This is a genomic window from Mesorhizobium sp. M0761, assembly GCF_040320205.1.
Classification (GTDB): domain Bacteria; phylum Pseudomonadota; class Alphaproteobacteria; order Rhizobiales; family Rhizobiaceae; genus Mesorhizobium.
Window position 1 is genome coordinate 110,798 of sequence record NZ_JAMYPF010000010.1, and the last position, 22,632, is coordinate 133,429.

General features: G+C 63.1%; 14 protein-coding genes. 3 read left to right on the plus strand and 11 right to left on the minus strand.

The annotated features are described in order from the left end of the window. The first annotated feature begins 82 nt into the window (after positions 1-82). Positions 83-859, plus strand: a complete 777-nt coding sequence (locus NKI32_RS18160; protein WP_023741729.1) for a VOC family protein — start codon at positions 83-85, stop codon at positions 857-859. A gap of 72 nt (positions 860-931) precedes the next feature. On the opposite strand, the gene NKI32_RS18165 is transcribed toward NKI32_RS18160, so the two are convergent. After that, on the minus strand, positions 932-1,420 hold the full coding sequence (locus NKI32_RS18165) for a hypothetical protein (RefSeq protein ID WP_023746952.1): 489 nt from the start codon (positions 1,418-1,420) through the stop codon (positions 932-934). Positions 1,421-1,627: 207 nt separating this feature from the next. Between NKI32_RS18165 and NKI32_RS18170 the strand changes: the two genes are divergently transcribed. Beyond that, complete coding sequence (locus tag NKI32_RS18170) at positions 1,628-2,020, plus strand: DoxX family protein (RefSeq protein ID WP_023746953.1); 393 nt, start codon at positions 1,628-1,630, stop codon at positions 2,018-2,020. Between the two features lie 97 nt (positions 2,021-2,117). Here the strand turns inward: NKI32_RS18170 and NKI32_RS18175 are convergent, their stop codons facing one another. Further along, positions 2,118-4,559, minus strand: a complete 2,442-nt coding sequence (locus NKI32_RS18175) for a GcvT family protein (protein WP_353003100.1) — start codon at positions 4,557-4,559, stop codon at positions 2,118-2,120. A 78-nt stretch (positions 4,560-4,637) separates the two neighbouring features. Beyond that, on the minus strand, positions 4,638-6,176 hold the full coding sequence (locus NKI32_RS18180; protein WP_353003101.1) for a trimethylamine methyltransferase family protein: 1,539 nt from the start codon (positions 6,174-6,176) through the stop codon (positions 4,638-4,640). A gap of 217 nt (positions 6,177-6,393) precedes the next feature. Between NKI32_RS18180 and NKI32_RS18185 the strand changes: the two genes are divergently transcribed. Continuing rightward, entirely contained in the window at positions 6,394-6,984 is a 591-nt protein-coding gene (locus tag NKI32_RS18185; RefSeq protein WP_353003102.1) for a transglycosylase SLT domain-containing protein, read from the plus strand. Positions 6,985-7,040: 56 nt separating this feature from the next. On the opposite strand, the gene NKI32_RS18190 is transcribed toward NKI32_RS18185, so the two are convergent. The 8 genes from NKI32_RS18190 to NKI32_RS18225 form a co-directional block, all read right to left on the minus strand. After that, on the minus strand, positions 7,041-7,478 hold the full coding sequence (locus NKI32_RS18190; protein WP_352656134.1) for a TA system VapC family ribonuclease toxin: 438 nt from the start codon (positions 7,476-7,478) through the stop codon (positions 7,041-7,043). Beyond that, positions 7,475-7,702, minus strand: coding sequence for a hypothetical protein (locus NKI32_RS18195; RefSeq protein WP_023707713.1), 228 nt, complete (start codon positions 7,700-7,702; stop codon positions 7,475-7,477). Before NKI32_RS18195 ends, NKI32_RS18190 begins: the two co-directional genes overlap by 4 nt. A gap of 142 nt (positions 7,703-7,844) precedes the next feature. Next, entirely contained in the window at positions 7,845-10,061 is a 2,217-nt protein-coding gene (locus tag NKI32_RS18200) for a dipeptide ABC transporter ATP-binding protein (RefSeq protein ID WP_023668190.1), read from the minus strand. Positions 10,062-10,109: 48 nt separating this feature from the next. Next, a complete protein-coding gene (locus tag NKI32_RS18205) occupies positions 10,110-11,267 on the minus strand; it encodes an ABC transporter permease (protein WP_353003103.1) in 1,158 nt (385 codons plus the stop codon). Positions 11,268-11,280: 13 nt separating this feature from the next. Beyond that, positions 11,281-12,315 carry an ABC transporter permease gene (locus tag NKI32_RS18210; RefSeq protein ID WP_023668188.1) on the minus strand — a complete coding sequence of 345 codons (1,035 nt, stop codon included), beginning with the start codon at positions 12,313-12,315 and terminating at the stop codon, positions 11,281-11,283. A 223-nt stretch (positions 12,316-12,538) separates the two neighbouring features. Continuing rightward, positions 12,539-14,191, minus strand: coding sequence for an ABC transporter substrate-binding protein (locus tag NKI32_RS18215; RefSeq protein ID WP_023668187.1), 1,653 nt, complete (start codon positions 14,189-14,191; stop codon positions 12,539-12,541). A 252-nt stretch (positions 14,192-14,443) separates the two neighbouring features. Next, a complete protein-coding gene (locus NKI32_RS18220) occupies positions 14,444-20,491 on the minus strand; it encodes a translocation/assembly module TamB domain-containing protein (protein WP_353003104.1) in 6,048 nt (2,015 codons plus the stop codon). Positions 20,492-20,493: 2 nt separating this feature from the next. Further along, complete coding sequence (locus tag NKI32_RS18225) at positions 20,494-22,422, minus strand: autotransporter assembly complex protein TamA (RefSeq protein ID WP_353003105.1); 1,929 nt, start codon at positions 22,420-22,422, stop codon at positions 20,494-20,496. Between the last annotated feature and the right edge of the window lie 210 nt (positions 22,423-22,632).

The following is a 22,632-nucleotide window of genomic DNA, read 5'->3' on the forward strand; positions in this document are numbered from 1 at the left end:
CTTCGCTGTCGGATTTGCGTCGCTGAAAACGTCCTTTGATGGATCGGACGACGATCTATGCATGAAGGTGAGGAGACCGAAAATGCCGAAATCCCCAATGCCCTTCTTCTGGTACGAGTTGATGACCAGCGACCTCGATGCGGCGCAAGCATTTTACACCACCGTGGTCGGCTGGCGGGCCGAGCCCTTCGACAAGGCGCCCGGCATGCCGCGCTATATCGTGGTGAACTCCGCCGAGCGTGGCGTCGGCGGGCTGATGACCCTGCCCGAGGAAGCAGCCAGGACGGGTCTGAAGCCGGCCTGGTTCGGCTATATCCACACCAGCGATACCGATGCCTCGACCGAGGCACTGAAAGCCGCCGGCGGGGCTGTTCACCGCGAACCCGACGACATTCCCGGCGTCGGCCGTTTCTCCGTCGTCGCCGACCCGCAAGGCGCCGCCTTCATGTTCCTGCAGCCCAATGGTCCCGACCAGCCCGTCCTTCCGGCAACGACGCCGGGCCATGTCGGCTGGCACGAGCTTTATGCGGCCGACCGCCAGAAGGCCTTCGATTTCTATTCAAGCCAGTTCGGCTGGACCGATGCCGGTAGCATGGACGTCGGCGAGATGGGCATCTATCAGACCTTCTCGGCCGGCCCTGAATCTGGCGGCGGCATCATGAACAAGCCGCAACAGCTGCCGGTGCCGGTCTGGCTGTTCTACTTCAATGTCGACGCCATCGACGCAGCCGCCAAACGCGTCACCGACAATGGCGGCAAAATTGTCATGGGTCCGATGCCGGTGCCGACCGGCCAATGGATTGCCCAGTTCACCGATCCGCAAGGCGCTTATTTCGCGCTGATCGCGCCGGGCCGCTGATCCCCTCCGGTACTCGCCTGCACGGAACTGCTCTCATCGCGCCGCCCCGATGAGAGGCGCGTCGGGGCGCGGTCACTCTGGCGCCAGCACCGCAACCTTGAGGTTCTCTTTCCTGGCGCCGCTGAGCTGGATCGTGGCTGCGCCAGGCGTCAGCTTGAAGCGCACGCTCTTGCGGATGCCGGGGCAGGTCTTCACGCCGCTGAAACCGGCTGATTTCACGGCCTGGCCATCCTGAATGACGTCGACCCAGGCCTCATCGGACAGGCTGATCTGGAGCTCTCCTTCCGTTGGCACGGCCACGTTTGCCGTCGCGCCGAACGTGCCGGCTGCCGGCGCGCGTTGCGGTGAGACCGTGAAGCTGACCGCATCGACCGGCTCCAGCGCCATATCCGCGGCTTCGCCGAAAGCAAGAGAGGCACCGGACTGCGCGGCGGGCGCTGCCGGAAACAGTTCCTGCTCGCGTGTCACCGGCCATTTGAAGGCATCGCAGCCAGCATCAGCGGCCATGGCGAAACTGGTGCTTGCGAGGATTGCGAACAGGCTGATGGCGACTTTTTTCATGGCGAAGGAACCCGAATGGTTTGGAGTGTCTACACGCAGATATACAACCTCAACGAGATGTATGCAACCATAACGAGAGCAAATTTCGAAGTCAGACTGGAAATAATTGCAATCACCGATTGTTGATGACAGGCCATGGGAAGTGAATGGTCCAGCGCCGGGTGATGATTTATGGCCGGGCCACATGGTTGGAAAAATGGAGTTTAGATGAAGCTTTTTGACGGTCTCGCCAGATTTCAGCCGCAGGCACTCGGCGTCCTGCGCATCATGACGGCCCTGCAGTTCCTCGAGCATGGCTCGCAGAAACTGTTCAATTTTCCGGTCAGCGCCGAGCCTCACGCTCTTAGCGGCCTGACGGCGACGGCAGGCATCCTGGAATTCGCCGGTGGCATCTTGCTGGCGCTCGGTCTGTTGACCCGCCCGGTCGCGTTCCTGCTGGCCGGCGAGATGGCCATCGCCTATTTCATGGCGCACTACCCGCGCGACTTCTTCCCGGTCAACAACAGCGGCGACGCGGCAATCTCCTTCTGCTTCATCTTCCTCTATCTGGTGTTTGCCGGCGCCGGCGCCTTCGCGCTCGACAACCGCCGCAGCACCTGACGCGCCTGATGCATGTCGCCCAAAAGTGCGCAGCGGTTTTGGGATAACGACTTGCACAAAACAAGACTCTGAAGCGCCTCGGCGAAGCCGAAGCGCTTCAGGCGCGCATTCGCTCGAAGTTCGCGTCAAAGAGCGGCGCTGCCTGAACGCGCGCCGCGTGGCGCTTGCCCAAAAGTTCGATTTCGAAGCCGTCGCTCTTGTCTGCGATCTCCTTCGGCACATAGCCGATGGCGACGGATTTCTTCGAGTGATGCGCATAGCCGCCCGACGTCACCCAGCCGCGCACCGCGCCATCGTACCAGATCGGCTCGTCGCCGATGACATCGGCATCGTCGGCATCGAGGATAAATGTGCGCAGCCTGAGCTTGCCGCCCTGCTTGCGCTCGGCAAGAGCGCCGGTTTTGCCGATGAAATCGGCATCCTTGCCATAGGCGACGAAACGGTCGAGCCCGGCCTCCAGCGGCCCGTAGATCGGCCGGTATTCGCGCGCCCATGAGCCGTAGTTTTTCTCCAGCCGCAGCGCATTGAGCGCGCGCGAGCCGAACAGGCCGAGGCCGAATTCCGCGCCTGCCGCCATCAACGCCTGGAAGGCAGCGCGCTGATATTCCGGCGCCACCCAGATCTCGTAGCCGAGATCGCCGGTGTAGCTGACGCGGCCGACCAGGCATGGCGCCGCGCCGATGTCCATTTTTGCGACCGCCATGAAGGGGAACGCTGCATTGGAGATATCCGCGCGGCTGACCTTCGCCAGCACCTCCCTCGCCTTGGGTCCGGCGATCGCCAGACCGGTCAGTTTCTGCCCCAGCGCCTCCATGCGCACTGAGCTATCCGCAGGTAAATGCGCCTCGAACCAGCGCATATGATACTGCTCGGCGATACCGGAGCCGGCGATGAACCACTCGGTCCCGTTGGAATTGGGGGTACCGATATTGGCCAGCGTGAAATCGCCGATGAGCTTGCCGTCGTCCTTCAGCATCGGCGCCAACGTCATGCGGCTTGGCTTGGGCAACTTGCAGGCAAAGATCCGGTCGAGCCAAGCGGCCGCCCCTTCTCCCGTCACCTTGTATTTGGCGAAGTTCGAAATCTCCGCCAGGCCAACGCTCTCACGAACCGTCGCGACCTCATTGGCGACATGGGAAAAATCGCTGGACCGCCGCCATGAGAATTCGTCCCTGACGCCCTCGGGCGCAAACCAGAGCGGCACTTCCAGCCCATAGGACACGCCCCATTGCGCGCCCTTGGCCGACAGCAGATCGTAGATCGGCGTCGTCTTCAGCTGCCGCCCCGCAGGCAGCTCCTCATTGGGGAAGCGGATCGAGAAGCGGCGCGAATAATTCTCGCGCACCTTTGCATTGGTGTAGGCTATCGTCGCCCAGTCGCCGTAGCGCGCCACATCCATGGCCCAGATGTCGGCGCCGGGATCGCCCTCGATCATCCAGTTGGACAGCGCCAACCCAACGCCCCCACCCTGGCTGAAGCCCGCCATGACCCCGCAGGCGACCCAGAAACCCGGTAGCCCGCGCACCGGCCCAACCAGCGGATTGCCGTCCGGTGCAAAGGTGAAGGGCCCGTTGATGATCTGCTTGATGCCGGTCCTCTCGAAGGCCGGGAAATGCCGGAAGCCGACCTCGAGCGACGGCGCGATGCGGTCGATGTCCGGCTCCAGCAGTTCATGGCCGAAATCCCAAGGCGTCTGGAACTCGGACCACACCTTGTTGGCCTTCTCATAGGTGCCCATCAGCATGCCGCCGCGCTCCTGGCGCAGATAGAGCTCACCGTCGAAATCGACGGCGTGGATGATCTCGGTGCCGGTCTTGGCGTTCCACGCCGCGACTTCCGGCATATCCTCGGTGATCAGGTACATGTGCTCCATGGCCAGCACCGGCAGTTCCAGCCCGACCATGCGGCCGACCTCGCGCGCCCACAGGCCGCCGGCATTGACGACATGCTCGGCCACGACCTCGCCCTTGTTGGTGATGACCCGCCACATCCCGTCGGGCCGGCGCACAATGTCTTCCACCTTGGTGAAGCGCTCGACCTCGGCGCCAAGCTTGCGCGCGGCCTTGGCATAGGCATGCGTCACACCGGAGGGATCGAGATGGCCGTCTTCCTTGTTGCGAACGGCGCCGACGAACTGCTTGGGATCAATCAGCGGCATCAGTTCAGCCGCTTCGTTGGCCGATATTTCCTCGAGATCGATGCCGAGGTAACGCCCTTTGGCAACGACGCCGCGCAGCCAGTCGAGCCGCGCCTCGGTCGCCGCCAGCAGCACGCCGCCGGTCAGATGCACGCCGGTCGCCTGCCCCGACAGCTCCTCGATCTCCTTGTAGAGCGAGATCGTGTATTTCTGCAGCTTGGCGACGTTGGGGTCGCCATTGATCGTGTGCATGCCGCCGGCCGCATGCCAGGTCGAGCCCGAGGTCAGCTCGTCGCGCTCCAGCAGCACGACATCGGTCCAGCCATGGCGGGCCAGATGGAACAGCACGGAGCACCCGACGACGCCACCGCCAATGACCACGACCTTTGCATGCGATTTCATGAGTTTTGCTCTGTTATCAATGAGTTGAGGAGATAAGGTGAATCAGAAAGGCAGCGCCGCGCGCCGACGCTGAAAAAGTCACGGCTCGCCCTGCCCGATCGCTTCCTTGCGCCTGGCCACATACGCCTCCAGCGCCTCGCGCACGGCGATATCCATTACCGGCTCGACATAATCTTCCAGCGCCTTCTTCCACAGCCGCGTCGCGCGCGCCGTCGTGTCGAGGCCGCCGGCCTCCTGCCAGGCCTCGTAATTCTGCCAGTTGGACAGCATCGGCTGGTAGAAGGCGATGGCATAGCGTTCCAGCGTGTGCGGTTCGCCGAAGAAATGGCCGCCGGTCGGCACCGCGCCCAGCGCCTCGACCGCAAGCTCCGCCTCGTCGACGACGATCGGGCGCAGGAATTCCATCATGTGCTGGATCATCTCGACATCAATGATGAGCTTTTCGAACGATGCCGTCAGCCCGCCCTCCTGCCAGCCGGCGGCATGATAGACGAGGTTGCCGTGGCCGAGCACAGCGCCCCACAGCGCCATCAGCGTCTCGTAGGCGCCTTGCGCGTCCGCCGCATTCGATGCCGACCCCGGTGTCGTGCGGTAGGGCAGATTGTAGCGCCGCGCCAATTGCCCCGAGGCGATGTTGGCCTTGGTGTTCTCCGGCGTGCCGAAGGCCGGCGCGCCCGACTTCATGTCGACGTTGGAGGTGAAGGCGCCGTACATCACTGGCGCGCCGGGGCGCACCAGTTGCGTCAGCACCACGCCGAACAGCGCCTCGGCATTCTGCTGCGCCAGGGCGCCGGCGAGCGTCACCGGGCTCATCGCGCCCATCAGCGTGAACGGCGTCACCGCCACCGACTGGCCGAACTCGGCCATGGTCATCAGCCCCTCGGCCATCATCTCGTCGAAGCGGCGCGGCGAGTTGACCGAGATGATGGTGGCGATGCCGGGATCATCGCGCATCTCATCCAGCGTCAGCCCGCGCGCGATTGCCATCATCTCGATGCCGTCCAGCGCCCGGCCTCGTCCGATCGCCGAGACATGGAAGGATTTATCGGTCAGCGTCAGATTGGTGAAATAGGTATCCATGTGCCTGGTGTTGGCCGGCAGTTCCACCGGCGCGCAGACCTGGTTGCCGAGCATGTGGATGCAGTTGAAATGCTGCGCCAGCCGGGTCAGATCGGCATAGTCGTGCAAGTTTCCGGCGCGCCGGCCGCGCTCCATGTCGTGCACATTGGGCGGCCCGGCGACGAGGGTGAAATTGATCGTGTTGCCGCCGAGATGAATGGTGTTGGCGGGGTTGCGCGGCGTCAGCCGATAGCTGGACTGCGTGGTCTTCAGCGCCTCGGCGACAAGGCCACGGTCGATGCGGACGTTCGCCGTTGCATGGTCGACCTTTGCGCCCGCCTTCTCGAACAGCGCCAGCGCCCGCTGAGACATCACCTCGATGCCGAAATTTTCCAGAATATACATCGACGCCTGATGGATGGCTTCGATCTGGTCGGCCGACAGCATCGCCATCGGCGGATAGGGATTGGTCACCCGCCGCAGTGGAAGTTGCGGGATGGCGGCGGGCCCCCGGTTGCTGGTTCGCTCCGCGCCGCGCTTGCGTCTTGGTTCATTCATGCCTGGCATCAGAGCGCCGGCATCCGGACATCGCTGTCAGAAATCCGCCCTTTGCGGACGTGATTTTAGCCAAGGCGGCATTTTTGAATTCTGACGGAGACAGAGGCGACGCAAAAGGTCGGAATAATGGTACAGGCCCACTGAGCGCAGCCAGGCCGGCAAGCCGTTAAGAAACGCCGCAAGATTCCCTTTATGATTTCGGCCTATTCGTTTTCCAATGCGTAGTTCGAGTTTGAGTAAAATTGTAGCGGTTGGCGTGCTGCTGGCTTTGCCGGCCTGCGCGACGCCGCCCAACCATATCAACGATGTCTGCGCCGTCTTCGACCAGAACGACGGCTGGTTCGACAACTGGCAGTCGGCCGCCGAGCGCGCCTCGCAGAAATACGGCGTCCCTGTCCCCGTGCTGATGGCGACGGTGCGCAAGGAATCCGGTTTCAAGAGCAATGCCAGGCCGCCGCGTACCAAACTGCTCGGCTTCATTCCGTGGAAACATGTCTCGTCGGCCACCGGTTTCTCGCAGGCGCTCGACGGCACCTGGTCGCAATATCAGAGCGAAACCGGCAGTTGGGCGGCGCGGCGGACCAAGTTTGCCGATGCCGTCGATTTCGTCGGCTGGTATCATTCCAAGACATCAGACACGCTCGGCGTCGCCCGCAACGACACCTACAATCTCTATCTCGCCTACTATCTCGGCTGGACCGCCTACGGCCGCGGTAACCGTGGCGATGCCGGCGTGCAGGGCTATGCCAGGGCGACCGAAAAGATGGCCCGCGACTATGCCGAACAGCTGCAGCAATGCGGCAGCTGACGTTGCCAAGCGGTCTTGCAGCCACGCAGTTTGCGATCGAAGCGGAACTCAGCCATTCATTCGCTTGGGATCAGGTGGAGGATCGACCTCCCTCCCTTTACCGCTGCCGTCGACAGCTTTCGGTCAAACGTCGCCAATTGGCCGTCACGCGCCTTGGCGAGTCCCAACAGATAGCTATCCGATACCTGTGCCGGGGTGAGGATCCTGGCTGCATCGATGTCGTTGGAAGCGACAAGGCTGATCTCGTCAGGCCAGAACTGATGTCCTGAAAGGGCATGCAGCTTGCCGACAATCTGCGCCACCACGGCGGGCGAACCCGGAGAATTGGGGTATTTCGGGTTGCTTACAATCCTGATGACGCCATTCTCGGTAGTGGGACATGTTGCCCATGATAAATGCCCGGTGGATTGGAACCACCGATGGGCATCTTCATGCGCGACGTGAGCTGGATCGATCAACGCAATCAACACATTGACGTCGAGCAGGAAGGTCACGCCAATTCGTCGCGAAGCGCATTTACCATTTCGAGATCGACCATCGGGCCGTCGGGCCGCGATGCAAGCAAGGGGATGCCGTTGCGTTCACCGCCGGTCGGTGGCCTGCGCAGTGAGCGGCGAGCCAGATCGGAAATGACATCGCCAACGCTGCGATCCTGCTGTCGCGCCATGGCCTTGGCCGCAAGGAGGACATCGTCGTCGATTGCAAGTGTCGTTCTCACAACATGCTCCCTATCGCGCATCAAACATCACACATCACATAAGGCAATTGACAGCAATATTCAAGCGAACGTGGCTGTCGTTCCTTGAGCTATGGCGACGCTGCGGCAATGCGCCAACGAGCGGAATTGCCTCTATGGCTGGTCAGCTCGGCTTCTTGCCATGCGGGCGCTTCGGCGGTTCGCCGGCGAAACCGGGGCCGATCCCATCCGGTGCGTCTTCCGGCACGCCCTCATGCGCTGCGTGTTCCCTGTCGAACTTGATCACCGGCTCCATCGTCGCCAGCACATCGTCCGACAGCCAGCACAGGCTCATATGGCCATCGCCGAGATGCTTCACCGGCGGCACCTTGGTCTCGCACAGATTGTCCGGCACCAGCCTCTTGTAGCCGCAGCGCGTCTGGAACGGGCAGCCGCTCGGCGGGTTCATCGCCGACGGGATATCGCCTTCGAGCACGATGTGCCGTTTGACCACGCTGGTGTCGGCGATCGGGATCGCCGACAGAAGCGCCTCGGTGTAGGGGTGGTAGGGCGGCGCGAAGATCTGGTCGGTCGTACCCTGCTCGACGATGTAGCCGAGATACATGACGACGACCCGGTCGGCGATGTAGCGCACGACGGACAGATCGTGACTGATGAACAGCATCGTCGTCTTGTTCTTGCGCTGGATGTCCATCAGCAGCTCGGTCACCGCCGCCTGCACCGAGACGTCGAGTGCCGACACCGGCTCGTCGGCCACCACCACCTTGGCATCGCCGGCAAAGGCACGCGCCACGCCGATGCGCTGCTTCTGGCCGCCTGAGAGCTGACGCGGCTTGCGCGTCTCGAAGGCCCGCGGCAGCTTCACCAGGTCAAGCAGCTCCAGCATGCGCTTGCGCCGCTCCGCGACATTGTTGCCGACTTTGAATTTTTCCAGCGTGCGGATGATCTGCGAACCGACGGAGTGGCTGGGATTGAGCGTATCGAACGGGTTCTGGAACACCATCTGGATCGACGACACCGTTTCGACGCTGCGCTTCTCGATGCCGGTCGACTGTATCTCCTTGTTGCCCAGCGTCACTGTGCCGGCACTTGCCGTCTCCAGCCCGAGCAGGACCTTGGCCAGTGTCGACTTTCCGCAGCCGGACTCGCCGACGATGGCGACGGTCTCGGATTCGCGCGCCATGAACGAGATCGTCTCATTGGCCTTGACCACGCGGCCTTCGCTGGAGCCGAACACTTCGCTGCCGCCGACCTTGTAGTATTTTCTCAAATCCTCGATCTTGAGCACCGGGGCGCCGGGCACGACCTTCTCATTGACCTTCTTGGCGCCGGGCGGCAGCGCTTCCCAGTCGATCTCGTTGAAGCGCACGCAGCGCGAGAAATGCCCTTCGTGACCGGCGACTTCGATCATCGGGATTTCGGCGGCATTGCAGACGCCCTCGACGAAATGGTGGCAGCGCGGCCCGAAATTGCAGCCCTTGGGCCGCTCATGGGGCAGCGGCAACTGGCCGGGGATAGAGATCAGCGGCCGCGAATTCTTGTCGGCCCCCGGCAGCGGGATCGAACGGAACAGCCCTTGCGTATAAGGATGGCGCATCCGGTCGAAGACGTCCTTGATCTTGCCGGTCTCGACCGCTTCGCCCGAATACATCACCGTGATGCGGTCGCAGGTCTCGAGGATGAGGCCGAGATTGTGCGACACGAAGATCATCGACGTGCCGAACTTCTCGCCCAGACCCTTGACCAGTTCGACGATGCCGGCCTCCACCGTCACGTCGAGCGCCGTCGTCGGTTCGTCGAGCAGAAGCAGCGCCGGCTTCGACAGCAGCGCCATGGCAATGACGATGCGCTGCTGCTGGCCGCCGGACAGCTGGTGCGGATAGGAACGCATCATGCGTTCGGGATCGGGCAATCTCACCGAGCGCACCATTTCGAGCGCCCTTTTGTAAGCCTCTTCCTTCGACACCTTGTCGTGGATCAGCGGCACTTCCATCAATTGCTGGCCGACCTTCATCGCCGGATTGAGGCTCGCCATCGGCTCCTGGTAGATCATGGCGATCTTGTTGCCGCGGATGGAGCGCAACTCCTCGTCGGACAGCTCGCCCATGTCCTTGCCCTGGAACTTGATCTTGCCGCCGACGATCTTTCCGATGTTGGAGAGGTCGCGCATGATGCCGAGCGACACGGTCGACTTGCCGCAGCCGGACTCGCCGACGATGCCCATGGCTTCGCCCGGCATCACCGTGCAGGAAAAGTCCATGACGGCAGGGATCTCGCCCTTGCGGGTGAAGAAGGAGATCGACAGGTTCTCGATCTCGATGATCGGCGCAGCGCTTGGCCCAAGGGTCGGGTTGCCGGGATTTCGAACTGCCTCATTCATGGGTCGCTCCAATCCTATTTTTATGCTCGCGGGGCCGAAACCCGCAGATCAGTCTTTCATCGATTGTTCGCGCAGCGAGTCGGCAAGCAGGTTCAAGCCCAGCACGAACGACATCAGCGCGATTGTCGGCGGCAGCGCCGGGTGGATGAACGAGCGCAGCAGGCGGCTGGCGTCCTTGATCGCGGTGCCCCAATCCGGGCTCTCCGGCGCCAGGCCCAGCCCGAAATAGCCGAGCGTGCCGAGCAGGATCGTGGTGTAGCCGATGCGCAGGCAGGCATCGACGATCAGCGGTCCGCGCGCATTGGGCAGGATCTCCCACAGCATGATGTACCAGGGCGATTCACCGCGCGTCTGCGCCGCCGCCACATAGTCGCGCGTCTTGATGTCCATCACCAGGCCGCGCACGATGCGGAACACGCCGGGGCTGGAGGCGAACACCACCGCCACGAAGATGTTGAGCTGGTTGGGATCGATGTGGATGATCTTGAACGGATCGGCGTCGAACACCAGGCCGGCATAGACCCAGCCGCCGATGATCAGCGTCAGCCCGAGCAATATATAGAGGCGGTCCGGCCGGTTCTTGTAGCGCGTCCAGAACAGCACCGAAAAGAAGATGATCGGGAACAGGAAGAACAGCCCGGCCATGGCGTAGGGGATCGGCGTATCCATGATGCCCGGCGTCACCAGCAGGTAAAACAGCAGGATCACCGGGAAGGCCAGCACCAGATTGGCCAGGAACGACAGCACGGTGTCGATCCGGCCGCCATAGTAACCGGCGGGCAGACCGAGCGTGATGCCGACCATCAGCGCGAAACCGGTCGCCGCCGGCGCGATGATCAGCACGATCTGGCTGCCATAGACCATGCGCGAAAAGACGTCGCGGGCGAGCTTGTCGCCGCCGAAATAGTAGATGAGTTTCGATACCGGCTCGAGCGCGCCCGGCAGCGCATCCTTCATGATCGGGACCTGGGCGAGCGGATCGAAGGGCGCGACGGTCGACGCGAAGATTGCCGTGAACAGCCAGAACAGGCAGATGCCGACACCGACTATGCCGACGCCGCTATCGAACAACTGGCCGTAGAGGCCGAGCCTTTTCTTGTAGGTGAAGCTCGCCCCCATCACCAGGGCAAGCCCTAACCAGACCGGCCAGAAACGCCCAATCACGCCGAGCACGACATTGAAGGCACCGATATATTCGACCTGCATCTGCCCCAGCCCCCTATTGAACTCTGATACGCGGATTGAGGAACGCGTAGCCGACATCCGAGATGAGCTGCGTGATCAGCACGATGAACACCGAGACCAGTGAACAGCCAAGCAGCAGATCGATGTCGTTGTTGCCGGCGGCCTCGACCAGCGTGTAGCCAAAGCCCTGGTAGCGGAACATCACCTCGACGATGACGACGCCGGTAAGCAGCCAGGGAAATTGCAGCATGATGACGGTGAACGGCGCAATCAGCGCATTGCGCAGCGCGTGCTTGACGACGACGCTGCCGAAGGAAAGCCCTTTCAGCCGGGCGGTGCGGATATATTGCTGCGTCATCACCTCGACCATCGAGGCGCGTGTCATGCGGGCGATGTAGCCGATGCCGTAGATCGCCAGCGTCATCACCGGCAGGGTGAAATTGTAGAAGGTGATGCCCTGGCTTGCCGAGGCGGCCGAACCGTTCAGCCAGCCGAGCCAGGAGGCGAAGATGACGGTGAAGATGACGCCCGACACATATTCTGGCGTCGCCGTCGACGCGATCGATGCGACGGACAGCGTTCGGTCCGTTCGCGAGCCCTCGCGCATGCCGGCCAGGATGCCGATCAGCAGCGAAATCGGCACCATCACCAACAGCACGCAGAGCATCAGGATACCGGTGGCGGCGAGTGCGGGGAAGAGCTTTGACGCAACGGAGGTTTTGAACTTGGTCGAGCAGCCGAAATCACCTTCCAGGATGCCGGAGAATTTCGGCTCCAGCGGATCGTTGCAGAAGGAGAAACGCTGCGTCGGCTTGCCGGTCGCCGGATCGGTCACCGGTTGCTTCGGGACGACGCCCAGCCATTGCCCGTAGCGCACGAAGAAGTTCTGCCGGTAGCCATGGTTGACCAGCCAGCTTTCGAGCTGTTCGGCCGATGTGTGCATTTCGGTCTGGCTGATCGCCAGCTTCTTCAAATTCGGCTCGAGGTTGATCAGGAAGAAGACGATCATCGTCAGGCACAGCATCGTCAATGCCATGGTGCCGAGACGCCGGATTACGAAAGAAAGCATGGCGGTCCCCTGCCGGTCTGGTTGGGGTTGGAGCCAGTTCGAAAAACCAGCTTTGCCGTTGCCGGCAGAGTTGGCCGTCAAATCGGCACTCGGATGCAATCAACCCAGTTTTATTGAACGGTCTTTCAGGAGAGTCCGCAACTTTTTGCTGCGGCGGCTTCCGGTTCTGGGCCATGCGAGGCGTGACGGGAAGGAGCGAAGCGCCCCTTCCCTGACGTTCCAATCACGCCTGGTCGAGCCAGACCTTGCCGTAGTCGCGCTCGAAGGTCGGATGCATCTTGTAATTCTGCACCGCCTTGACCGAGTGGCTGTAGAGCTTGCGCCAGTATGGCTGGATCATGATGCCGGAATCCTGCAGGATCTGCTCGATGTCCTTCATCATTTCCTTGCGCTTGGCCGCATCGGCGACGGCCAATGCTGCATTGAGCTTGGCATCCCATTCGGGGTTGGAATAGGCCGACTCGTTCCACGCCTCGCCAGTGCGATAGCCGATCGCCAGAACCTGAACGCCGAGCGGGCGCATGTTCCAGTTGGTCATCGACAGCGGGTACTTGGTCCAGTCGTTCCAGAACGTCGAGCCCGGCAGCACCGTGCGCTTTACCTTGAGGCCGGCGTCGCGCATCTGCGCGGCGATGGCGTCGCCGGTATTCTTGTGCCAGTCTTCGTCGACCGTGATCAGCTCATGCTCGAAGTCGGCCTGGCCGGCTTCCGCCATCAGCGCCTTGGCCTTGGCCGGATCGCGAGCGACTTTGGGCAGCTCGTAATATTCCGGGTGGATTTGGCAGACATGGTGGTTTTCAGCCACCGTGCCGGCATTTCCGTAGCCAAGCTGCAGGACGACATTGTTGTCGACCGCGAGTTGCAGCGCGTTGCGCACCTTCTGATCGCCGTAAGGCTTGTTGTTGATGTTGGTGCGGCACACGATGGTCGACGCGGTGACGATTTCGGACTTGACCAGGTCCAGTCCGTCGAGGATTGACACATAGTCGGCCGAGGTCTCGAAATTGGTATGGACTTCGCCGGCCTCGAAGGCACTGACCATGGCTGCCGGATCGGTGCCGTAGTCGACGAATTCGATGCCGTCGAGGAACACCTCGCCGTCCCACCACTTGTTGTCCTCGCGGCGCTTGTAGACCACCTTCTGGCCGACATCGTAGGAGACGAGCTCGAACGGGCCGGTACCGATCGGGCAGGCTTTGAAGTCGCCGCCCTTCTCGTCGAAGCTCTTGTGCACGATGAGGCCGGGATAGTCGCACATGTTCGGAATGAGCGCGATGTCAGCCTTGCCGAGCTTCAGCTTGACGGTGTGGTCGTCAACCTTGGTCACGGCGCTTTCGTCGAGCTTGTCGTCCTTGACCAGCGTGCCGAGACGGCCAGGCATGGAATTGCCCTCGGCCTTCTTGTCGGCCCAGCGCTTGAGATTGAAGATGACGTCATCGGCGGTGAAGGCATCACCATTCGACCAGGTCACACCCTTGCGCACATGCAACGTGTACTCGGTGGCGTCGTCGTTGACCTCCCAGCTCTCCAGAAGGTACGGGCGGAACGTGTATTCGCTGGTGTACTTGACCAGCGGCTCAAGCGCCTGACGCTCGGCATTGGCGATTTCCGACCAGTCGGCCTTGCGCGGATCCTTGGGATCCTTGACCCATTGCGCGACTTTAAGGATGCCGCCCTTCTTGCCCTGCACCTCTTCGGCCCTGGCTTGGGTCGGCACGGCTACGCCGAGCATGCCGTAGGCCATCGCAGTCGACGCGCCGAACACGCTCGCCATGGCGAGGAACTCGCGGCGATCGACTTTGCCTGCCTTGGCTTCTTCGGCCATGGCCAGGATGTGATCGGGAACGCGATCGCCATTACTCTTGTAATTTGTCATACCTTAACTCCCATTGTTGGCTTTCCGCCTTTTAACATTCCGCATCCCTGCCGTGATGTCAAAGACGGCATGGCTACGGAACCTGTTAGGGAATGTGCAACTTTGAAAAGGGAGCGGTTCGCGTGATAACGACAGACTTGGCGCAAAAGTGCTAGCGCGCCCAGATTCCGCCGGAATCTGCTTAGGCGAGTAATTGATACATTTGGGCGGGTTGAGACAGCGCCAGTTCCGGTGGCGGTAAGGGCCAGGAACTCAATATTCCTTTTCGTAGAATATGCCGCCCTTGGCCTCACCGCCATCGTTGGCCTCGCCGCGCAGCTTGACGCCGCGTCCGACATTGAGGTCGATCGTCGCCTTGCCCGATCCTGGCCTGTCGCCTTTCTGGATCGTCACATAGGTGCGGTCATTGAGGTACTTGCCCGCCGACACGGCGGTGCCGCCCTGGTCATCGGTGGTCACATCCAGGTCATCGACGCCGATTGCACTGCGCAGGTTTTCGAGCAGCGAGGTCGAGCCGCCGACGCCGGCCAATTGGCCCGCGGCCTCGGCCAACTGCGCGATCTGAAGCGGCGACAGGTTCGACATAGAGCGGCCGAAAATCAGCTGCGCCAGCACCTCGTCCTCGGGCAGCGCCGGCACCGATGAGAAGTCGAATTTCGGGTTGGTCGCTTCGCCCGACACGACGATGGTGACGGTGGCGCTGGTCGTGGTCGATGTCGCGGTCAAGTTGAGGTAGGGCACCAGCGAGCCCGAAAAGCCGACCGTGCCTTCGGTAAAGGTCAGCCGCTTGCCGAGGATCGACAGCCGCCCACGCTGCAAGGTGAAGGTGCCGACCGCCTGCGGCGAAGCCGCCGGGCCGGTCAGCCTCAGCGAACCGCCGAACTCGGCATCGACACCCCTGCCCTGGATGAAAATCTGGTTCGGCGCATTGACCGTGACGTCGAGGACAAGCCCACTGCCGCCACCACCGCTGGCCGCCGCCGGTCGCAAGGCCTTATCCTGCGCCCGCACGCTGGCGGGGGCGTTCTTGTGCTTGACACCGAGCGCTGCCAGCGAGCCCGGCAGCTTATCGGGAACGGTGATGACGGTCTTGGCCAGGTTGACGGTGCCCGAAATCACCGGCGCCGAGGTGAGCGGCCCCTTGATGGTCAGGTCGCCGCCGAGATTGGCTGTCACCACCCTGCCGTCGGTATAGCGGCCGTCAACCAGCTTGATAGACAAATCGGCTGGGAAACCTTGCGCCGGATTGATGCCGAGTGTGCCGGAGGCCGACAGGCTGCCGCGTGTCGACAGCGTGCCGGTTAGCCGGTTGACCCGGGCAACGCCGTTGCCGATCGAAATGTCGGCGGCAATGTCATTGACGGCAAGGCCGGAGCGCGCGTCGACCAAGCGGGCGCCCGACGTGCTGACCGTGCCGCCGATCACCGGCGACGCCGCCGGGCCGCGCACCTGGATATTGACGTTGGCGGTGCCGCTGAGCGACAGGCCTTGCGCCGCAAGCTTGGCGGCCAGGAAGGAAAATGGCACCTTGCCGTTGAAGTCGAGCACCAGCGCTGGTGTGCCGGCCGTCGTCACCGTACCGCCGCCCTTGAGGCCAAGCCCGGCGCCGTCGCTGATGTCGGCGTTGAAGGTGAGCTTCTTGCCGGCGAATGTTCCCGACGAAGAGATATTCATGCCGCCAAGACCGGCGCTGCGCGTCTGCGAGGTCTGCACCCCACCAGCATCGATATCGAAGGCGACAGTCGGATTGCCCGGCGCGCCGGTTACCTTGACTGTTCCCGAAATCGAACCGGCGGCTTGGAGGCCCGGCGAAAAACTGTTGGCGAGTGAGGCCGGCACCTTCGACAGCGCGGCGCTGATGTCGAGTGCCTGCCCGACCTTGCCGGTCACCGTCGCCGTGCCGCCACCGAGATTGAGCACCAGCTTGTCCAGCGTCGTGGTGCCGTTCGCGATGCTGACGGTCGAGGCCTGGGCGATGGCCGCCTTGATGCCCTGCACCGTGGCCTGGCCGGAAGCGAGTTCGATGGTGGTGGTGCCGCCAGCCACCTTTACCCTGCCCGCAGCCTTCGCCGGAATGCCCTTGACGGTGGCGCCGCCGGAAAACCCGGTCCAGTCGCCGTCGCGCTTCAAATCGACATCGATGCCGCTGATGGCGGTGCCGCCGGAAATGACGCTGTCGGCGCGAATTTTGCCCGAGATGACCGGCGCGGCGAGATAGTTGGCGACCAGCGCATCGATCGACACCGTCTTCGCCTGCAGGTCGCCGCGCGTAATCGAAGCGGTCGCAGCCTTGACGGCGACGTTCGGGCCATCCGCGGTCTTTGAGAAGGCGATGGTGCCGCGCACGTCGCCTTCGGCCTTTTCCAGCGCCAGCGCCGCCAGGGGCCCGATATCCGGCAGGTCGAGCGCGATGGTGCCGACCGGCACGAAAGCCTCGTCGAGCGCAAGGTCGCCGGAGATCTTGTTGTTGCCGAGCGACAGCAGCAGGCCGTTGATGGCGCTCTTGCCGTCGGCCGTCGCCAGCACCGCGCTGCCTTGCAGCGCCTGCCCTGCGACATTGCCGGTCAGTTGCACATTGGCCGCCGGATTGGCGGCGTCGGCCTTGCCGGTTGCGGTCAGCTTCAACCCGGTGATTTCGCGTTCCGCCACCAGCAGCCGGTCGCTGTTGACTGTCAGCGACAGGTCCGGCGCCAGGCTAGGCCCCTGCGCGCTGAGTGCGAAGCTGATCGCGCCTTTGGCATCTTTCGACAACAGTGAGATGTCGGCCAGTGCACCCTTGATATCTGCGCTGAGCTTATTGTCGGCGAGACTGGCCTGACCGTCCGCGGTCAGTGCGCCCGACGCCAGCTTGACCGGATTGGCGCTGACATTGCCATTGCCATCCCGCTTCAGCGTGGCGCTGAGCTGCGTGCGCTCTGCCAGCACGCTGCGCGCCGCCGCCGGCAACGCCGCCGACAGCACGTCGGCGTTGAGGTTGAGGTCGATTGCTCCATCGGCAAAGCCGACACGGCCATTGAAGGCGCTGCCCAGCGCATCGGCCTGCACCGAGCCGCTGTCGATGGTGATCGCGTCCGCCGCCAGGGTGCCGGCGATCTTGGCGGTGATCTTGCCGGCGATCAGCGGCGCGATGGTCGGATTGTCCAGACCGATCTTGTCCGCCGTCACCGTGCCCGAGATCGGACCGGTTCGGCTTTTCATATCAAATGCATCGGAATGCAGCGCAAGCGCAATGCCCTCGACCTTGGCGTCATCCGTCGCCACCGAAGGCAGTACCGCCGAGATGTCGAGCTTGGCTTGCGCAGCCTGCCCGGCCGCCTTCACCGACAGCGCCTGCAATTCGAGCTTGATCGGGCTTTCCGCGCTGCCCAGCGTCAACGGCAGGCTCGGACCGGACGATGTCAGATCGAGCGCGAAATCGCTGGCGCCGTTCGGGTTGAGGGTGCCGGCCGCCTTGCCGGAGATTTTCTCACCCGAAAGCGTCGCCTGGTCGAGCACGACGCCGCCGGCCGCGGAATAGCTGCCGGCCGCATCGACATCGAGCGGCCCGAGCCCGGCCTGACGGGTCTGGCTCGTCTCGGCGCCGGCCAGCTTTGCATTAAAGCGAATGTCGGGATTTGCTGATGGCCCGGTGATTTGCGCCGTGCCGTCGAGCGTGCCCGCGGCATCGAGGCGGGGCGAAAAGCCATTGGCAAGCGCAGCCGGCAGCGCCGAGAAGGTCGCCGCCAGATCGAGCGTCTGGCCCGCCGTGCCCGACAGCGTCACCGAGCCGCCGCCGAGATCGACTACCAGCCTTTGAATGTTGGTTATGCCATCGGCAATGGTCAGGCTCGACGGCTCGGCGATCGCCACCTTGATGCCGCGCACCGTCGCCTCGCCGGACGCGATCTCGACGCTGGTCGCGCCGCCAGCAATCTTCGCCCGCCCGGCAGCTGTCGCCGGAATGCCTGATATGGTTGCTCCGCCGGTGAAATTCGTCCAGTCGCCGTCACGCTTGAGGTCGACGCCGATGCCACTGACGACGGTCGTTCCCGAGGTCACGCTCTCGGCCTTGATCGTGCCGGAGATCGCAGGGCTGTTGAGATAGTTGGCGATCAGTGCGCTGACGGTGACCGCCTTGGCTGCCACATCACCGCGCGCGATCGACACGCTGGCTGCATTGATGGTGACAGTGGGAGCCTCGCCGTCTTTGGCGAACACCACGGTGCCGCCGATATCGCCGGCCGCCGTCTGCCCGGCCAGCGACGCCAGCGGCGCGATATCGGGCGCGGAGATCGTCAGCGTCCCCAGCGGCAGGAATTTCTCATCGAGCGTGAGGTCGCCCGACACCTTGTTGTCGCCCAGCGCTACGCTGAGCCCCTTGATGGAGCGCTTGCCATCGCTCGTCACCAGCGCCGCCTTGATGGCGAGCGGCTGTTCGTCGACCGCGCCGGTCAGCGAGATATCTGCGGCCGGGCTCACAATGTCGGCCTTGCCCGATGCGGTCAGCTTGATGTCCTTGACCGTGCGGCCGGAGGCCGTCAGGCTGGCACTGTCGGCCGAAACCGAGAAATCCGGTGCGTTGCGCGCGCCGCTTGCCGTCAGCGCGAAATCGACCCCGCCGGCGACCGGCACGCCGACCAGCGAAGACAGCACCGAGACGTCGCCGAGCTTGCCCTTGATGTCGGCCTGGATATCGCTGCCTTGCGCGCTGGCGGTGCCGCTGGCGCTCAGCGAACCGGAAGTGAGTTCGATCGAGTTGGCGGCGAAAGAGCCCTGCGGATCGCGCGTCGCGGTCGCCGAGAATTTGACCCGTTCGCCAAGCAGCGAACTGATCTGCGGCGGCAGCGCCGTCGACACAGCATCGGCATTCATCTTCAGCGTCATGGCGAGATCGGCCAGCGTCACCTTGGCCGTCAGCCCGGCATTGAGAGCATCGCTGCGCAGCGTGCCTTCGTCGAGGGAAATCTCGTCCCTGCTGATCGAACCGGCAAGAGAGGCCGTCAGCTTGCCGGTGATCAGCGGCGCCAGCGTCGCCACGTCGGTCTTCAGCCCGGCGGCCGCCAGACTTACACTGACCGGGCCGCTGCGGCTCTCGATGTCGAAACCGTCGGAATGGATCTTCGCATCCAGATTGTTCACCTGAGAGCCGCCCGCCACCACCGACACCAGTGAAGCGCTGGCGTCAATCATCGGCGCCTTGCCGTCACCGAAGGCGCGCGCGGTCACATTGTTGATGGCCACCATGATCGGCTGCGCCTGGGTACCGACATTGACCGTGACCGGCTTGGCTTTGGCCACGAGTTCGACCGAAAGGTCGCTGGCGCCCTTGGGGTTGACCATGCCGGCAGCGGTACCATGAACTGCGTCGCTCTCGATCGCAGCGCGCTCGATGTCGACGCCGCCGGCCGCGGTCGCGGTGCCGGCTAGGTCGAAGCTGGTCTTGCCGGCAAACAGCGACTTGAACCGTTCCGGCAGGAAGCCTTCGAACGAACCGTCGCCCTTGGCCTCGATCCGGTTGCCCTTGTCGGTGAGCTGGTGCCGGCCGGTGAGCTGGGTAACGATCTGACCGTCGACCATGAAGGTGCCGATGCCGCTCCAGTTGGCCAGCGGCCCGGTGCCCGAGACGACGATGTTGACCGGCGGCGCGCCGGGTAGCTTGAGCAGGTTGGCGATGATGCCGCCGGCCGGCTCGGAAGCCTTGAGATCGAGGTCGAGCTTGTTTTCATCCGGCGCGAAGTGGATGTTGGCGTCGACATTGCCTTCCTTGCCGTCATGGCGGGTAACGTTGAGCACCGTCTGGATCGCCAGCGGCGACGCATCGACCTTGGCCGATCCCTTGGCCGCAAGTTCGGCAATGCCGCTGCCGGCAAGTTGCTGGCCGAGCGCGATCTCCGGCAAATCGATCGCTCTGATATCAAGCGAAACCGGCAGGCCGGTCGACCCGCTCTTGCTCGGCTCGGTGCTCGCCATAGGCAGCCGTGCCAGTTCTATCCGTTCGGCCGCTATGCGGTCGGCGCTGAAATTCTTCGACAACAGCGCCAGCGGCGACCAGTCGACGGCCACCTTGCGGGCCACCAGCCAGGCGCCCTCGCGGTCTTCCAGCACGACATGGTCGACCGTCAGCGCGCCGGACCAGATACCGTTAATGCCGCTGACCGTGACTTTGCTGTCCCCTGACGAGGCCATGTCAGAGATGATGCCGGCGAGATTTTCGCGGCCGCGCTCGGTCTTGGTCAGCACGACCAACGCGCCGATGCCCGCCGCCGCCACGATTAGCAGCGTGTAGAAAAACAGGCGAAGGATGCGTTTCAAAATCTTCATCGTCAGAACGCCTGTCCGATCCCGGCATAGATGCCGAAACGCGGGTCGCCACGGTCGCGGTTGAGCGGCACGGCGGCGTCGATGCGCAGCGGCCCGAACGGCGTGATGTAGCGCAGGCCAACGCCCGCGCCGACCTTCACGTCTGAAAAGTCCGGCGTCGCTGTGGTCGAGACAGTGCCGGCGTCGACGAACGGCACGATGCCGATCGTGTCGGTCAGAGCAATGCGCATTTCGACCGATGTTTCGAAGAAGGAAAGCCCGCCGATCGGCTGATTGTCGATGTCCTTCGGTCCGATGCCCTGATAGGCATAGCCCCGCACCGAGCCGCCACCGCCGGAATAGAAGCGCCTGTCGGCTGGAACGTTCTGAAGGCCGGTGCCGACGATCGAACCCAGCGCGACGCGTTCGGCAAGCACGAATTTCGAGGCCGTGTCGAGCGACTGATAGGCCGACCCCTCGCCCCTGAGCTTGAGGAAGGCGGCGCCGCTCAGAATGTCGTAACTCGGTTCGGCATAGGCCAGAACCCTGAAGCCGCTGGTCGGGTTGAGCCGGTTGTCCCTGTTGTCGTAGACATATTGCAGCGGAATGCTGGCGATCAGGTATTTGTGCTTGCCGAAAGCGTCGGTGATCCTGGAGTAGTCGAGCGCGATTTCAGCCGAAACCGTCTGCTTCTTGTCGATCTCATAGGACAGGCCGGTGCTGCCCTTGACCGAAAAATGGTCGTAGGCGTCGGGATGTTCGAGTACGGTCTTGACGCTGGCGATGAATTTCGAGGCCGGCCCGACCACCCCCGGCTTCTCGAACATGATGCCGGCATTGTAGTTGAGCTCGCTGAGATCGTTGCTGCCGATGCCGCTGATCTTGCCCTCGATGCGCAGCTTTTCGGCCCGGCCGAACAGATTTCGGTGGCCCCAATAGCCTTCCAGGCCTAGCCCTTCGGTGTTGGAGAAAGTGCCGCCGACGCCGAAATAGCGTGGTTTGCGCTCGCTGACCTGAACGCCGATCGGAATGTTGCCGTCGGGGTCAAGACTGTCGGCTTCCTTCAGCGTCACGCTGTTGAACACTTCGAGCCTCAGCAGCCGGTCGCGGGCATCGTCGATCTCGTCAGGCGAATATTGCCGGCCGCGTTTCAGCCCGGTCATATATTCGGTGAACTCGCGATCGACCTTCTCGGTGCCATCGACGGTGGTGTCGCCATAACCGGCAACCGGCCCGGCGGCCACCGTCAGCGTCACGTCTAGCGTCGAGGTGGTGTGCTCGGCCACGACCTGCCTGTCGGTGATCCGGGCCAGCGGCCGGCCCTCCTGCTTCAGCGCCCGCACGATCAGCGCCTCGGCCTTGAGCACGGCGCCCGAGCCGGCATCGCCGCCGGCTATCAGGCCGAAATCGGCGCTCGCCAGCCCGGCGGCATCGCCCTCCAGCCGAATATTGCCGAGCGTGAATTTGGGCCCGCTCGAGATGCTGATCACCACCGGGATCGGCTGCGGACCCGTAAATTCGACATCGGGCGGCAAATCGTCGAGCACCTTGCCCTGGATGGTGATGGTGACGACGCCTTCATAACGGGCGTCGGCATAAAGCGCGGCGACCAGCTGTTCGCGGTCGCTACGCGCCTTTGCCAAAAGGCCGAGCGAGCCGGAAACCGGGCGGTCCTCGTCGGATTTCAGCGACGAGGCGTTTTCGAGCTTCTTGACCAGGTCCTTGTCGGCATCGGGCGCTTCGATGGTCACCGCATAGCGCAGCGGGTCGACGATATCGGCGTCCTCGTCATTCGAAGAGCCCCACAATTTGATGCCGAAGAGCTCGAAGGCGGCCGCCGACCCCGATTCGGCAACGAGCACGGTCGAGCACGCCAACGCCACAATCAGCGCACGCGAAAGCGTGCGCCGTGGCGCACTTACCTTCGACATCTGCGCTTCATACGCCGGCATCAGGACAACCTAGGTTACAAACTAAAATTGGAATGAAGTTTTGAAGCGCTCGTAAAGGGGCCACAATCCAATTGTCTGAAATAGGCAGGGCTTGGAATTCACACCTTCTGCGTTTTCGCAAGAAAGCGTGATCCCTTTCCCGTGGATGAACTATCGGCATACCGGTCATTGGCCGGTTTGGGAACCGTTGGCGGGCGGAAACCTGCCCGT

Excerpts from the sequence above, each read along its gene's own strand:
- NKI32_RS18160 (WP_023741729.1), top strand. The coding sequence starts at position 83 with ATGCCGAAATCCCCAATGCCCTTCTTCTGGTACGAGTTGATGACCAGC.
- NKI32_RS18165 (WP_023746952.1), bottom strand. The coding sequence starts at position 1,420 with ATGAAAAAAGTCGCCATCAGCCTGTTCGCAATCCTCGCAAGCACCAGT.
- NKI32_RS18170 (WP_023746953.1), top strand. The coding sequence starts at position 1,628 with ATGAAGCTTTTTGACGGTCTCGCCAGATTTCAGCCGCAGGCACTCGGC.
- NKI32_RS18175 (WP_353003100.1), bottom strand. The coding sequence starts at position 4,559 with ATGAAATCGCATGCAAAGGTCGTGGTCATTGGCGGTGGCGTCGTCGGG.
- NKI32_RS18180 (WP_353003101.1), bottom strand. The coding sequence starts at position 6,176 with ATGAATGAACCAAGACGCAAGCGCGGCGCGGAGCGAACCAGCAACCGG.
- NKI32_RS18185 (WP_353003102.1), top strand. The coding sequence starts at position 6,394 with ATGCGTAGTTCGAGTTTGAGTAAAATTGTAGCGGTTGGCGTGCTGCTG.
- NKI32_RS18200 (WP_023668190.1), bottom strand. The coding sequence starts at position 10,061 with ATGAATGAGGCAGTTCGAAATCCCGGCAACCCGACCCTTGGGCCAAGC.
- NKI32_RS18205 (WP_353003103.1), bottom strand. The coding sequence starts at position 11,267 with ATGCAGGTCGAATATATCGGTGCCTTCAATGTCGTGCTCGGCGTGATT.
- NKI32_RS18210 (WP_023668188.1), bottom strand. The coding sequence starts at position 12,315 with ATGCTTTCTTTCGTAATCCGGCGTCTCGGCACCATGGCATTGACGATG.
- NKI32_RS18215 (WP_023668187.1), bottom strand. The coding sequence starts at position 14,191 with ATGACAAATTACAAGAGTAATGGCGATCGCGTTCCCGATCACATCCTG.
- NKI32_RS18220 (WP_353003104.1), bottom strand. The coding sequence starts at position 20,491 with ATGAAGATTTTGAAACGCATCCTTCGCCTGTTTTTCTACACGCTGCTA.
- NKI32_RS18225 (WP_353003105.1), bottom strand. The coding sequence starts at position 22,422 with ATGCCGGCGTATGAAGCGCAGATGTCGAAGGTAAGTGCGCCACGGCGC.